General features: G+C 69.3%; 14 protein-coding genes. 4 read left to right on the forward strand and 10 right to left on the reverse strand.

What is annotated here, in order from left to right; genetic code table 11:
• Positions 1 to 14: 14 nt before the first annotated feature.
• The 4 genes from HALOF300_RS14895 to clpS are packed head-to-tail and all read right to left on the reverse strand — an operon-like array spanning position 15 to position 2,594.
• The gene (locus HALOF300_RS14895; RefSeq protein ID WP_156741723.1) at positions 15 to 788 is read right to left on the reverse strand and encodes an MBL fold metallo-hydrolase; all 774 of its coding nucleotides are present in this window, start codon (positions 786 to 788) and stop codon (positions 15 to 17) included.
• Entirely contained in the window at positions 785 to 1,639 is an 855-nt protein-coding gene (gene murI / locus HALOF300_RS14900; protein WP_156741724.1) for a glutamate racemase, read from the reverse strand. The genes HALOF300_RS14895 and murI overlap by 4 nt, the downstream gene beginning before the upstream one ends.
• 39 nt (positions 1,640 to 1,678) lie before the next feature.
• Complete coding sequence (locus HALOF300_RS14905; protein WP_156741725.1) at positions 1,679 to 2,281, reverse strand: DUF2017 domain-containing protein; 603 nt, start codon at positions 2,279 to 2,281, stop codon at positions 1,679 to 1,681.
• Between the two features lie 4 nt (positions 2,282 to 2,285).
• A complete protein-coding gene (clpS, locus tag HALOF300_RS14910) occupies positions 2,286 to 2,594 on the reverse strand; it encodes an ATP-dependent Clp protease adapter ClpS (protein ID WP_154793266.1) in 309 nt (102 codons plus the stop codon).
• A 74-nt stretch (positions 2,595 to 2,668) separates the two neighbouring features.
• Between clpS and HALOF300_RS14915 the strand changes: the two genes are divergently transcribed.
• Entirely contained in the window at positions 2,669 to 3,997 is a 1,329-nt protein-coding gene (locus tag HALOF300_RS14915) for a nicotinate phosphoribosyltransferase (RefSeq protein ID WP_156741726.1), read from the forward strand.
• Positions 3,998 to 4,024: 27 nt separating this feature from the next.
• On the opposite strand, the gene HALOF300_RS14920 is transcribed toward HALOF300_RS14915, so the two are convergent.
• Entirely contained in the window at positions 4,025 to 4,825 is an 801-nt protein-coding gene (locus HALOF300_RS14920; RefSeq protein WP_156741727.1) for a sugar phosphate isomerase/epimerase family protein, read from the reverse strand.
• Positions 4,826 to 4,965: 140 nt separating this feature from the next.
• Here HALOF300_RS14920 and HALOF300_RS14925 point away from each other — a divergent pair, with 140 nt between their 5' ends.
• On the forward strand, positions 4,966 to 6,123 hold the full coding sequence (locus HALOF300_RS14925) for an amidohydrolase family protein (RefSeq protein ID WP_197522582.1): 1,158 nt from the start codon (positions 4,966 to 4,968) through the stop codon (positions 6,121 to 6,123).
• A complete protein-coding gene (locus HALOF300_RS14930; protein ID WP_156741729.1) occupies positions 6,120 to 7,430 on the forward strand; it encodes a 2Fe-2S iron-sulfur cluster-binding protein in 1,311 nt (436 codons plus the stop codon). The genes HALOF300_RS14925 and HALOF300_RS14930 overlap by 4 nt, the downstream gene beginning before the upstream one ends.
• Positions 7,431 to 7,447: 17 nt before the next feature.
• On the opposite strand, the gene HALOF300_RS14935 is transcribed toward HALOF300_RS14930, so the two are convergent.
• Positions 7,448 to 8,239 (reverse strand): IclR family transcriptional regulator, encoded by a 792-nt coding sequence (locus HALOF300_RS14935; RefSeq protein WP_269455294.1) that lies wholly within the window; start codon positions 8,237 to 8,239, stop codon positions 7,448 to 7,450.
• Positions 8,240 to 8,319: 80 nt separating this feature from the next.
• Here HALOF300_RS14935 and HALOF300_RS14940 point away from each other — a divergent pair, with 80 nt between their 5' ends.
• Positions 8,320 to 9,120: a LamG-like jellyroll fold domain-containing protein gene (locus tag HALOF300_RS14940; RefSeq protein ID WP_156741731.1), complete on the forward strand. Its 801-nt coding sequence runs from the start codon at positions 8,320 to 8,322 to the stop codon at positions 9,118 to 9,120.
• 50 nt (positions 9,121 to 9,170) lie between these two features.
• On the opposite strand, the gene HALOF300_RS14945 is transcribed toward HALOF300_RS14940, so the two are convergent.
• The 4 genes from HALOF300_RS14945 to HALOF300_RS14960 are packed head-to-tail and all read right to left on the reverse strand — an operon-like array spanning position 9,171 to position 13,960.
• Positions 9,171 to 10,802, reverse strand: a complete 1,632-nt coding sequence (locus HALOF300_RS14945; protein WP_197522584.1) for an extracellular solute-binding protein — start codon at positions 10,800 to 10,802, stop codon at positions 9,171 to 9,173.
• A gap of 11 nt (positions 10,803 to 10,813) precedes the next feature.
• Positions 10,814 to 11,905, reverse strand: a complete 1,092-nt coding sequence (locus HALOF300_RS14950; protein WP_197522585.1) for a Gfo/Idh/MocA family protein — start codon at positions 11,903 to 11,905, stop codon at positions 10,814 to 10,816.
• Positions 11,906 to 11,960: 55 nt separating this feature from the next.
• Positions 11,961 to 12,923: a carbohydrate ABC transporter permease gene (locus HALOF300_RS14955; protein ID WP_231955416.1), complete on the reverse strand. Its 963-nt coding sequence runs from the start codon at positions 12,921 to 12,923 to the stop codon at positions 11,961 to 11,963.
• Positions 12,924 to 12,928: 5 nt separating this feature from the next.
• A complete protein-coding gene (locus HALOF300_RS14960; protein ID WP_156741734.1) occupies positions 12,929 to 13,960 on the reverse strand; it encodes an ABC transporter permease in 1,032 nt (343 codons plus the stop codon).
• Positions 13,961 to 13,994: the final 34 nt, after the last annotated feature.

Genomic DNA, 13,994 nt, shown 5'->3' on the forward strand with positions numbered 1-13,994 from the left:
ACCATGGCCCCGCCTCAGAGCCTCCAGGTGGCGCCGGGCTCGGCCAGATCCACCGGCCCGGAGTACGCCGTGAGCGCCTCCGCGTGCACCGTGGCCGGGGAGGTCCACGGCGGGAGATGAGTCAGCACGAGCCGGCGCGCGCCCGCCCCACGGGCGAGCTCCCCGGCCCGCCGACCGGTCAGGTGGATGCCGCGGACAGTGTCCCGGCCCTCCTCGAACGCGGCCTCGCTGAGCAGGAGGTCGGCGCCCTGGGCCGCCTCGGCCACCCCGGCGCACGCGTCGGTGTCCCCGGTGTAGGTGATCACCCGGGTGCCGTCACCGTTCTCGGCGGGACCGGATATCCGCATCGCGTAAGCGGGGGTGGGGTGCCGCACCACGAACGGGACGATGCTGAGCGGGCCGATCCGCACGGGGGCAGCGGGGTCCCAGGTGAACACCCGGAACTGGTCGTCGGGAGTGTCGGAGTCCCCACAGATCTGCGCCAGCCGCGCCTGGGTGCCCTCCGGACCGTGGATGTCCACGCGGGGGTGCGGGGCGCCGGGTCCGTACTTCAGGTACACGTGCAGGGCGGCGGTGTCGACGACGTGGTCGGCGTGCAGGTGGGACAGCAGCACACCGTCGAGGGTCGCCGGGTCCCCGTGGCGCAGCAGCTGCCCGAACGCGCCGGAGCCGAGGTCCAGGAGCACCCGCCAGGTGCGTCCGTCGTGATCGGCCTCGACCAGGTAGCAGGAGGACGCCGAGTCCGGCCCGGAGACGGACCCGGACGAGCCGATGACGGTGAGCCTCATGTGGTGGCCTCCTCGTCGGCCACCACGATCCGGGGGATCTCCCCGGTGACCTCGGCGGCGCTCTCCGCGCCCACTTCGGGGCCGAGGAACCGACGGGCCAGGCTGGTGAAGCCGCGCGGGTCACCGGTCGCCAGGAAACGGTGCTCCGGCGGGCTGGCAGCGGTGCGTTCGAGGTCGTGCGCGACGAGCTCGCGGTAGACGTCCTTCGCGGTCTCCTCGGCGCTCGAGACCAGCGTCACGCCGTCGCCGACGACGTATTGGATCACGCCGGTGAGCAGCGGGTAGTGGGTGCAGCCGAGCACGAGCGTGTCCACGTCCGCGGCGGTGACCGGGGCGAGGTAGTCGCGGGCCGCCTCGAGCAGTTCCGGCCCGGAGGTGATGCCTCGTTCGACGAACTCCACGAACCGCGGCGCGGCGGTGGTGACCAGGTTGAGGTGCGGTGCCGCCGCGAACGCGTCCTCGTAGGCGCGCGAGTCGACGGTGGCGCGGGTGCCGATGACGCCGACCCGGCCGGTGCGGCTGGTCGCCACGGCGCGGCGCACGGCCGGTGCGATGACCTCGACGACCGGGACGCCCATCCCGATCGTGTACCGTTCCCGAGCGTCACGCAGCACGGCGGCGGAGGCGGAGTTGCACGCGATGACGAGCATCTTGACCCCGGAGCGGACCAGGTCGTCCATGACCGTCAGGGCGTGCGCGCGCACCTGGGCGATCGGCAGCGGACCGTACGGGCCGTTCGCCGTGTCACCGATGTAGAGGGTCGACTCGTTCGGCAGCTGGTCGATAACGGCTCGTGCCACTGTGAGGCCGCCGACGCCAGAGTCGAAGATCCCGATGGACGCGTCATTCACGCGACCGAGGGTAGCCCGGTGCGGCGACGGCGAACCTATTCAATCGGGGAGTGTGGGCAGCATCACCTGCAGCAGCGACTCCTGCAGCCAGGTCAGCGCCGAGTAGAGCAGGGCGAGCGCCTCACGGATCTCGTCCTCGCCCGGCTCGGCACCCATCGTGCTCAGCCGGTAGACGTCCTCGGCGTCGGAGTCGGTGCGGATCTCGAGCCGTTCGGCCAGCACGAGCCGCACGTCGGTCAGCGCCGCCGCCCAGTCCATGGCGCGCTCGGTCGGCACGTGGATCTTCGTGCCCGGCCGGCGCAACTCGTCGAAGACCATCCGCAGCCGGTCGGCCTTCGCCGACCTGAGGTCCGCCTCGGTGAGCCGACGGAACTCGTCAGCGACGCCGTCGTCCTCCTTGCTCGCCGACGGCAGCAGGCGCGCCAGCGCCGGATCGGCGGGTGCGCTCACGTCGTCCGCGGACCACGTCATCGAGGGCCCGACGGCGGAGCCCGCCTCCTCAGGGTCGCTCGCCTCGTCGGGGTGGCCGAGCGGGACCCCGAGCAGCTGGGAGGTGTCCGCGATCACCCTGGAGATGATCGTCCGCTCGTGCGCGTCGAGCTCGGCCACGTACTCGCCGCGGCGGAAGGAGAAGGCTCGCATCGGCTCAGTCACCGTCCTGGGAGAGCGTGGCCCACAGGCCGTAGGAGTGCATCGCCTGCACGTCCACCTCCATCTGCTCGCGGGTGCCCGAGGAGACGGCGCTGCGCCCCTCGTTGTGGACCTGGAGCATGAGCCGGTTCGCCTTCTCGGCGGAGAACCCGAAGTAGGAGCGGAACACGTACGCGACGTAGCTCATGAGATTCACCGGGTCGTTCCAGACGACGGTGCGCCACGGTCGGTCATGGGCCGGGCGGATGCCCTCCTCGATGTCCGCCTCCGGGGTGGCGACCGGGAGTTGGGTGGCGAGGACCATGCCCCCAGCGTAGGCGCATCGCCGCGGCGAAATGCCACGCGCGCACTCACCTGCGCACCGTTACGGTATGACGCATGTCTGGAGCCTCCGCGGCGAGCACCGCGCTGCTGACCGACCGGTACGAGCTGACGATGGTGCAGGCCGCGCTGGCCGACGGCACCGCGTCGCGGCGGTCCGTGTTCGAACTGTTCACCCGGCGCCTGCCCAACGGTCGCCGGTACGGCGTGGTGGCCGGCACCGGGCGCCTGCTCGAGGCGATCACGGCGTTCCGGTTCGGCGACGACGAGCTCGACTACCTGCGCAGCGGCGACGTCGTGAACGCCGAGACCCTGGACTTCCTCGCGAACTACCGGTTCACCGGGGACATCTACGGCTATGCCGAGGGCGAGGTGTTCTTCCCGGGCTCCCCGTTGCTGGTGGTGGAGTCCTCGTTCGCGGAGGGCGTCATCCTCGAGACGGTGGCGCTGTCGATCCTGAACTACGACTCGGCGGTCGCCTCGGCAGCGTCGAGGATGACCAGTGCGGCGGGCAGCCGGCCGTGCCTGGAGATGGGCGGCCGGCGCGCGCACGAGTGGGCGGCCGTTGCCGCTGCCCGTGCCGCGATCGTGGCCGGGTTCACCGGCACCTCCAACCTCGAGGCCGGGCGCCGGTACGACCTGCCCACCATCGGCACCGCGGCCCACTCGTTCACCCTGCTGCACGACGACGAGGCGTCCGCGTTCGCCGCGCAGGTGGCCTCCTACGGGCCGGACACCACCCTGCTGGTGGACACCTATGACATCGCCGAGGGTGTGCGCCTGGCGATCGAGGCCGCCGGGACCGGACTGGACTCGGTGCGCCTGGACTCCGGCGACCTCGGCGTGGTGGCCCGGGAGGTGCGCGAGCAACTGGACTCCCTGGGTGCGGCCGGCACGAAGATCGTGGTGTCCTCCGACCTGGACGAGTACGCCATCGCCTCGCTCGCCGTGGCGCCGGTGGACTCCTACGGCGTCGGCACCTCCGTGGTGACCGGCTCCGGTGCGCCCACGTGCGGCATGGTCTACAAGTTGGTGCTCCGGGAGGGTGGCACCGGTCGGATGGAGCCGGTCGAGAAGGCCTCCAGCTCCAAGACCAGCGTCGGCGGGCGCAAGAGCGCCGCCCGGCGCCTCGACGCCGCGGGCCGGGCCGGCGAAGAACTCGTGGTGGCCGGAGCGCAGGGCGACTGGGTCCCCGACGACGAGGACCTGCGGCCCCTGCACGTGCCGCTGGTCCGCGACGGCGTCGTCGAGGCCTCCTACACCGGCGCCGAGGGCGTCCGACGCGCCGCGGCCCGGCACGCGGCCTCCCGGGCGGAACTGGCGCCGTCGGCCCGCCGCCTGTCCAAGGGCGACCCGGCGGTGCCCACGACGCACGTCACGATCTGAGCCGACGATCAGGCGCCGCCCGACCGATCAGGCCGGCCACAGGGACTGGGCGATGTCCAGGTCTGCGCGCGCCAGTTCGGCGTGCCGCTCCGTCGTGGCTGCGTCGGTGTACTCCGGGTGCAGGCAGATCGGGTCGGACCAGCCGGTGGCGTGGAGCCAGGCCAGGACGCGGGACCAGTCCGCCATCCCGCTCTCGGCGGGACCGAACCAGGGTCGGTAGCGCGGTGCCCCCGAGACCGGATCGGGCACCCGCCGGTACCGTGCGTTCTTGAGATTCACCTGGCCGAGTCGCGGCCCGGCCAGCTCCAGACTGCGGACCGGATCCACCCCGGTCAGTGCGTCGTGGGCCGCGTCCCACGCCAGCTTGAACCCAGGCAGGTCCTCGATCAGCTGCAGGATGCCCAACGTGCTCTCCACGTAGGTGCCGTGGTGCTGTTGCACGACGACAGTGACCCCGTAGCGATCGCACCACGGGACCGCTGTGGCCCACTCCCGGTGCAACCGACCCACTCCCGCGCGATAGTCCTGATCGACCGGTGCCATGGTGCGGACCATGGACACGCCGGCCTCGGCGCATGCGGCCAGAACCGGCTCCACCGGGTCCGCGGCGACGCTGGTCACCTTGACGCCGTACTCGGCCAATGAACGCACGAAGTCTGCGAGTCGCTCGCCCACATTGTCCGGATCGAGGTAGCAGCCGGGTCGAACCGGCACCTCCGCTCCGGCGAACCCCAGCCCTGCGACGAGTTCCCCGAGCGGTCCCGGCGGCATGGCAGACCAGGGCTTGGTGAAGACGGACCAGGTCACGTCATCCGTGGTCGGTCGCATCGGCGCGCACTCCTGTCGGTTCGGGACATCGGTCGCCACGACCTTACGCCAGTTCGGTATCGTTGAACCATCTTCCGCATCGCCGAACGATCGACTAGGGTCTCGATGTGATGATCGAGTCAGCGACAGGGAGGACAGTGATGTCTGCACAGGAGATCGTGATCGATTGCGATGTGCACAACGACATGGTCGGGTTGTCGACGTACATCCCGCTGGTCTGGCGGGAGGCGTGGCGCAACCAGCGACTGCCGGGCGGGAACTACACGAACCCGCGCGGAGGCGTCGCCCGGCACGACGTGACACCCCCGGACGGCGGCCGGCCGGCCAGCGATCCGTACTTCCTGATCAGCGATCACCTTGATCGCTATCGGATCGACTACGCGATCCTGACCGGGCCGCATCTGCTGGCGATGGGCACCGATCCCGACTACATGACCATGGCGGCCACCGCCTACAACGCCTGTACGGTCGATGAGTGGCTCGACGTGTCCGACCGCTTCCGCGGGTCGATCCTGGTGTATGCCGATGAACCGGTCGCAGCGGCGGCCGAGATCCGCCGCTGGGCAGGCGATCCACGCTTCGTGCAGGTGATCGCTGCCGCCACCACCAGACGTCCGCTCGGCCAGCGCTACCACTGGCCGATCTTCGAGGCAGCTGCCGAGGCCGGTCTGCCGTTCGCCGTTCACCCGGGCACGGAGGGCGCGGGCACCTCACTCCCACCGACACCGGTCGGCTGGCCCTCGCGCTACATGGAGTGGCACAACATCCTGCCGATCGGGTACATGGCCCAGATCAACAGCATGGTGACCGAGGGCGTCTTCGAGCAGTTCCCGTCGCTCCAGTTCGTCGCCATCGAGGGCGGCATGGCCTGGCTGCCCCATCTGATGTGGCGGATGGACAAGAACTACAAGGCCCTGCGGGACACCGCGCCGTGGTTGAAGCGGCTGCCTTCGGAGTACATCCTCGATCACGTCAAACTGACCACCCAGCCGATCGAGGAACCGCGACGACCTCACGAACTGCGCGAGATCCTCGCGATGATCGATGCCGAACGGACACTGATGTTCTCCTCGGACTACCCGCACTGGGACTTCGACAACCGCGACCTCATCCTGTCCTCCGTCGAGGCCACCACCCGCGACCGGATCATGGGCGGCACGGCGGCAGAGCTGTACGGCCTCCACCGCGCACCTGCGGTCGAGACCCTGCCGTCACACCGGCCGGTGAGCGGCGCCGAGAGCGGGCATCGGCAACGTGCCGGCGACGCACTCACCTCGATCGAGGCCGCCGTCGAATGAGCGGACCGCTACTGGCCAGGCTCGAGGACATTCCCTCGGCAGGGGAAGGACCGTTCCGCTGCAGCGTCGACGGCGAGGAGCTCGGGCTGTTCCGGGTCGGCGAGCAGGTGATCGCGTGGCGCGACCTCTGCCCGCATGAGGCGGCCCAGGTCTGTCGCGGAACGATCGCTGGCACACGCCTCGAGTCCGACGTGGGCGACTACCGGTTCGGCCGTGCCCGGGAGATCCTGCGCTGTCCGTGGCACGGCTGGGAGTTCGACCTGCGCACCGGCCACCACCTCGCGTCCGGATCCGGAGCGAGGTTGCGGTCCCACCCGATCGAGGTCCGCGACGGCCTGGTCTTCGACGCGGCAGGACTGGCCCATGATCGCGAACTGGTGATCACGGGGCGGCACGAGGTCGCCGAGGCAGTGGTCGTGCTCGATCTCTCGCCGGCCGATGACGCACCCCTGCCGGCTTGGGCACCCGGCGCGCACATCGACCTCGAGCTCGCGTCCGGGCGACGGCGACAGTATTCGTTGTGCGGGGATCCCCGGGACCGGACGTCATATCGCATCGCAGTCCTTCGAGAGGTCGCGGGCCGAGGCGGATCTGCCGAGGTCCACGACGACGGACAACTCGGTGCGCGGCTGCTCATGAAGCGCATCCGCAACCGCTTCCCCCTCGTGGGCGCCTCCCGGTACCTCTTCATCGCGGGTGGGATCGGCATCACCGCGATGCTTGCCATGGCACGGTCGGTGAGCCGACGGCGAGGTGCCGCCGAGCTCGTCTACGTCGGCAGAACCTCCGACGCGATGCCCTTTCGCGACGAGGTTGCCGCGCTCGGCTTCGCCCGGACGATCATGACCGATGCCGACGGCAGGCCGGACCTCACCGCGATGCTGGCCGCGACCGGTGATGAGACCGTGATCTACTGCTGCGGTCCGACCGAGATGATCACGCAAGTGGCCGCGGCGGGTGAACGACTCGGCCGCCGAGTCGTGACCGAGAGTTTCACGGGGCCGGCCACCCCAGCTCACGCCGATGACCAGGACGGCCGGGACTTCGACGTTGTGCTGGCGGGCAGCGGTCAGCGGGTCACCGTTGGCGCGACCGAGACGATCCTCGAGGCTCTGCGCCGCGAGGGCATCGGCCACGCCGCGTCCTCGTGCGAGCAGGGCTGGTGCGGCAGTTGCGAGACGCGGGTACTGGAGGGAGCACCACAGCACCGCGATACCGTGCTCACCGACGCCGAGCGGGAGGAGTCCGACCGCATGATGATCTGCGTCGGCCGAGCGACCGGTGACTGCCTGACCCTCGATCTGTGATCGGGGCTCCGGCCCGGCTAGAGCGCGGCCTGGTACACCTCGGCGACGGTCGACTCCGTCGGCTCGGGAACGGGGTACTCCTTGAGCCCGAGCTGACGAGCCAGCGCGCTGCCGGCCCGCCACAACTCATGGGCCACGGTGAGCACCTCGTCGGCGCCGAGGCTCCACGGCGCCGAGCAGCCGATCGCCCACGCCGGCTTGCCGGGGTGGCGCCACGCGGGCACGGCGACGCCGCTGGCGCTGATCCGGGGCGACTGATCGGGCCGGGGCAGACGAAGTCCGATCCCGGCCTGCCGGAATCGCTCGAGCACACCGTTCCATCGGTCCACCGGCCAACCGGCCACATCGGGGTGCTCGGCGATGTAGCGCGGCCAGGAGGCGGGATCCTCATAGGCCACCAGCAGCCGGCCGGTGGCGAGGTCGAGTGCCGAGCCGGCATCGGTCGCCGCAGTGCGGCCGACCGTCACAAGATCGGTGCCCGGACTGTAGGCCACCTCCTTCGGCACGCCCCCGATCAGCGACACGGCAATCGCACTGTGGCCGGTGGTCGAGGCGATCTGGTCCGTGGCGCTCCGGAGCGCATCCAGCAGCGACTCCTCCCCCGCGGAGGCGATGGCCGCTGCCCGCGGCCCGAGCCGATAGGACCCGTCGGTGTTGGTGGCGTAGTCCTCCTCGACCAAGGAGATCAGGAGGTTGTGCGTGGTCGACGGCGGCAGGCCGACCTGCCTGGCGATCACAGAGAGCGGTACCGCGGAGTCAGTGACCGCAAGCACCTCGAGGATCCTCAGCGCCCGCCGAACCGATGTCACCCCAGCCAACGTGACGTCCCGATCCGGTTGACGTGCAGCGAAGCACCCGAGAGATTCATCATGGTAGGAGGGTAGACGGTATGACAGAACGTGCGAGCGAGGACCTCTCCCGTGTCGAGTGGAACTTCACCGCCGGACCGGATCTGCTCGACACCACCGGCAACGGCCTGCGGCTGGAACCGGGCTCGGACTCCGGGCCGGTCGAGTGGGTCCCCGACGAGGACGTCGGCGGTGCGCTGCGGTTCGACCATGGCCGGTATCTGAGCATCCCCGCCGCGCGAGTCGGCCCGCTGGACGCAGGGCGGCGGGGTGATCGCGTCTCGGTGATCGCCCTGCTCCGGCGGCGCAGCCCGACCACCGGATTCATCGCCGGGATGTGGCAGGAGGACGACAACGACCCACGCCGCCAGTACGGGCTGTTCGTGAGCCTGCCGGTCTACGGCGGCGACCAGCGGGTCTGCGGGCACGTCTCCGCGGACGGCCGCCCGAGCGAGGGGCTGCCGTACAGCCGCGACTACTCTGCCTCGAAGCGCGCAGTCGGGTTGGAACGCTGGCACGTCGTGGCGTTCAGCTACGACGGAGCACAGGTCACGTCCTATCTCGACGGCGTCAGCGACGACCATGTCGACTACACCGAACCGGGCCCGCCCCTCGGCATGGGCTGGCGCTACCGGAAGAACCCGTACGAGTATCGGTCCGGGCTCAACCGCGGCGCCGCGTCGGACTTCACGGTCGGATCGGTCCGGCTGACCTCGGGAATGGCCAACCACTTCACCGGCGACCTGGCTCGCCTGCGCGTGACGCCGGCTGCGCTCTCGCCCGCGCAACTGCGGTTCACCAGCGACCGGTGGCTGGCGTCGACGGTCCGGTCGTCCGGCTGAGCGGTCGGCACCCGCGGCTGCGGGTACCGACCGGCTTCTCGCGACCGGGTTCATTCCGCCGCCAGCGCCTCCTCGAGCTCGGCGCGAATCTGGTCACCGCCGTCGGAGCGCCAGGTGGCCACGGAGTCGGCCCAGTCGCTGATCTTCTTCCGTCCCTGGATGATGTCGTTGAACTCGCTGTCGAGCCGTGCGGTCAGTTCGGCCCCGTTCTGGGACTCGGCGGCCGAGTAGCGGTAGATGGCGGGGTTGTCCACGCCCTGGGGGGCGAGCTGCTTCATGTGCTCGAAGAACTTCGTCGTGACCCCCGGGTCGTTGGGGAAGTAGCCGACCCGGGGCGCGCAGACCAGGGTCACCAGGCTGAGCGCTTCGCGCAGACCTCGCTCGGTCTGGACCGGGTCGGATCCCTCGAGCGTGTAGTTGACGCCCTCCTCGCCGTAGATGACGGAGAGGTGCTCTGCGCTGCCGAAGGGCGCGGCCAGGTAGTTCCAGATGTCCAGGATCGTCTCGACCCGGTCTTCGTTGCCCTGGGAGATCGCACCCACCGAGTAGGCGGGCCTACCGAGATGCAGGGTGCCCTGGCCACCGTCGTAGCCGGGCAGAGGCATGCCGTCGATGTCGAAGGTCTCACCCACCGTCTGCTCGCGGTGGTACTGGAACCAAGCCGGGTAGGAGTCATAGGTGATCAACGTTCGGCCGCTGCCGAACAACTGTTTGGCCTCGGCACCGGACAGGGCGAACGCGTCCGGATGGACCACACCCGCCTCCCACAGCCTGATGCAGGCATTGAGAACCTCCTCCTGCTCCGGCACCTCGTAGGCGTTGGTGAGGTTGCCGCCGTCCAACTGCCACATATTGGGTACCCCCAGCATCTGGCGGACGTAGGCGACCGGGGTGTTCGTCAGTGCCCACACCGAGTTCCTGGAGTCAGTCAACTGCTCACACAGGGCGAACAGGTCGTCGAAGTCGGTGACCTGACCGGCGTCGGCGCCCATGGCCGCGATCAGGTCGCTGCGCTGGAAGAGAAGTCCGGTCTGCCACATCCCTCGGTCGGTCGGGATGCCGTAGATCGCGTTGTTGAAGACCCCTGCCTGCCAGGCCGCCGGAGGGAGGTTGGCAAGGTTCGGATACCTGGTGACCGCATCGCCGGACAGGTGCTCCGTCAGGTCGACGAACCTGGCCCTGACCAGTTCGGGCAGCCGGGCCACCTTCGCCAGCTCCATCATCGTCGGAAGGTCGTTGCCCGCGACCGTGGTGGCGAATCGCGCCGAGTAGTCGGCTGCGGGTACCGGCTGGAACTGGAACTCACTCCCGAGCTGTTGGTTGAGGTGCTGCCAGGCGGCGTTCTCCGACATCGGCGGCGGCGCGGCAAGGTAGTACGAAGCAAGCGCGGTGATCGGCTGACCGTCGCCCGGCACGCCGTCGACCGTGACCGGCGGGTTCGCGGGGTAGTGGAGGAACGCGTCCGACGATCCGTTCTCGCCCTTCAGGTCCGCCGGGACGGTCTCGAACACGACGTGCGTCGGCAGCGGGACGCGTTCGGACGGCGAAACGGGTCCGTCGGCTTCCGAACCATCACCGGGTGCACAGCCCGCTGTGAGTCCCGCGGCGACGGCAGCCGTAGAGAGGCCGAGACCGAGAACGGTTCGACGGTCCAGCTGTGGGGAGAAGAACGTACCGGGCATGGATCTACCTTTCATCGGAGGCCTGCTGAGAGTTCCTGCGTTGTGCTGATCGTGGACCGACGCTCCCGTGGTGCCCCGCTCCGGGTGCGTGCTCGAGTGAGGATCTCGACCTGGCGGCGCACGCTGGCCGGGGTGACGAACAGGTCGGCACCCTCGCGGAGGGTGGCGTAGAGCCGGCGGTAGTAGCGCTCGGTTCGCCTGCTCGGTCCGACGGCGACCGTCTCCTCGGACCAGTCGATCGACTCGTCGGTGCCGTATTCGCGGCCCTCCGCGGCACCGGTTCGCAGAACCAGTGCGGGCAGGGCGGCCGGGTCGAACCAGCGGACCCGGAGCGTGCTCTGCGAACCCGCGATGCCGCCGGCCGTCCCGACCACGAACCAGCTGTCCTGCGGGAGTGCCACGGTTGCACTGGACTCGACCTCGAGGACCGGGCCGTGCTCCGGCCGCAGTGTCAGCTTGACGTGGTCCTCGGCGTCGCCTGCCGAGACCGTGTGCCGCAGATCGGCGGACACCGAGGTCGGGGTGTCCCCGATCAGGAGGAGCAGCTGGTCGAGGTAGTGCGACACCTTGTTGGACAGCTCGCCTCCGCCGTGGGAGCGCAGCGTCTGCCAGTCGGCGCGGCGGGCGAACCTGTGGATCGCGCGCCGGACCAGCACCACCTCCCCGATCCGGCCCGACTCGATGATCTGCCGGACAGCGAGGAATGACGGTTCGAGCCGGTTGTTCTGGAAGCAGGTGAGCACGCGTCCGGCGGACTCGGCCACCGCGGCCATGAGGTCGATCTCCTCGGGTCTCTGGGCCATCGGCTTCTCCAGCACCACGTGCTTGCCGGCCTGCAGGGCGATCAGCGCGATGGGGACGTGGGTGTGGGAGGGGGTCGCGACCACCACGAGCTCCACCCGGTCGTCGGCGATCAGCTGCCGTGGCTCGGTGTAGGTCGTCACGCCGAGTTCGGTGGCCGCCTCCACGCGCCGTGCCTCCAGAGGGTCGGCCACCGCCACGACGCGGAACCGGTCGGGGAGCTCACGTAGCCCGGCGGCGTGGATGTTCCACCCGCTCCGGCCAAGCCCGATGATGCCGACTGCGATCTGCCCTGCCGACAAGGACGCCTCCTTCGACGGCGCGACCGCGAGGCTCCTCCGGTCCGGCACGACCACCTCAGCCCTTGACCGCACCGAGGACCACCCCCTTGGCGAAGTGCTTCTGCAGGAACGGATAGACCAGGCAGATCGGCACCAGGCTGACGACCAGGATCGCCATCTGTAGCGACTGCTGCGGCGGGATGTACTCACCCGGCAGGTCGATGCCGATCGAGGAGTTGTCGACCACATAGGTACGCAGCACCAGCTGCAGCGGCCACTTCTCGGCCGAGCTCATGTACAGCACCGCGTTGAAGAACGCGTTCCAGTAGCCGACCGCGGTGAAGAGGGCGATCACCGCGAGCGCCGCCTTGGACAGCGGCACCATGATCCTGGTCAGGATGCGAATCTCACCCGCACCGTCGATCCGGGCGGCATCGATGATCTCGCGCGGCACCTCGAGGAAGAACCCTCGCATCAGGATCACCTGGAAGCCCGACACCAGGGTCGGCAGGATCAGCGCCCAGTACGAGTCGAGCAGACCCAGCTGCTTGACCAGCAGGTAGTTCGGGATCATGCCCGCGGAGAACAGCATGGTGAACAGCACCATCAGCAGGATCGGTTTGTGGCCGAACGTACCCGGCCGGGCCAGGGCGAAGGCCAGCATCGTCACCACCGTGACCGACAGCGCCGAGCCGACGAGCGTCACCCCGATCGAGACGACGGTGGCCCGGGTGACCACGCCCCCGCGGAAGATCGCCTCGTAGGCCGCCAAGGTCGGACGTTCCGGGAACAACACGTAGCCGCCGGCCGCGTTGATCTGCGCCTGATCGGCCAGGCTGGTCGAGATCACCGCCACGAACGGCAGGATCACCAGCAGGCACGCGATCAGGAGCACGAGGCCCTTGACCGACCGCATCGGGATGCCCGGCGGATTGGCTCCGTTGATCGCCCGCAGCCGTTGGCTGTGCGACATCCCCGGGATCGTCTTGACAAGCTTGCCGCGACCGGGCCGTCTCGGCGTCATGGTGGAAGTGCTCATCCTGATCAGTCCTTCGAGGAGTAGACGCCGCGTTCACCGAATATGTGGGCCACCTTGTTCGCCCCGAGCACCAGGGCAGTACCGATCAGGCCCTTCACCAACCCCACCGCCGCTGAGGCACCCCAGTTGCCGCCGACGATGCCGCGGTTGTAGACGTAGGTGTCCAGCACCTCGGACGCCTCCAGACCGACCGCACCCTGCTGCAGGAAGATCTGCTCGAACCCGACGGTGAGCGCGTCACCGAGCCGCAGGATCAGCAGCAGGATGATCACGCCACGGATCGCCGGGAGGGTGACGTGCCAGAGCTGGCGCAGCCTGCCGCCGCCGTCCACGGCCACCGACTCGTACAGCTCGAGATCGACACGCGAGATCGCGGCGAGGAAGATGATGGTCCCCCAGCCGGCGTCCTTCCAGATGATCTGAGACGTGATCAACGGGATGAACAAGGACGGCTCACCGATGATGCTCACCGTGAAGAGGTCGTGGTGGCGTGCCCACGTGTTGTACAGGCCCGCGTTGCCGAGCATGTGTTGGAAGATCGCGACCACGATCACCCATGACATGAAGTGCGGCAGGTACAGGATCGACTGCACCACCCGCTTGATCCGCTCCCCGAGCAGGGAGTTCAGCAACAACGCCATCGCGATCGGCACCGGGAACACGAACAGGATCTGCACCAACGAGATGACCAGTGTGTTCGTCAGCGCGTTCAGGAAGTACGGATCCCCGTTGAAGATGATCGCAAAGTTCTCCAGCCCTACCCACGGGGCCTCGAGGATGCCCAGGTACGGCTGGTAGTCCTTGAAGGCGATCACGTTTCCCAGCAGCGGCACGTAGTGGAACAGCAGCACCACGAGCACGCCCGGCACGGCCAACAGCAGCAACGCCCTGTCCCGCCGGAGCCGATCGCGCAGCGAGGCCCTCCGCTTCGTCGCGAGGTCCGGCGATCGACGCACGCGACGGCGCCGATCGCTGCTGCCGTCGGCGGTGTCCACAGGGCCGGCACGCTCCGATTGCTTGAGGCCGGTCACCGCCATCGCCATGCACCTCTCTTCGCTCGTGTGTCCGTCC

The sequence above is a fragment of the Occultella aeris genome (assembly GCF_902703175.1).
Lineage (GTDB): Bacteria > Actinomycetota > Actinomycetes > Actinomycetales > Beutenbergiaceae > Occultella > Occultella aeris.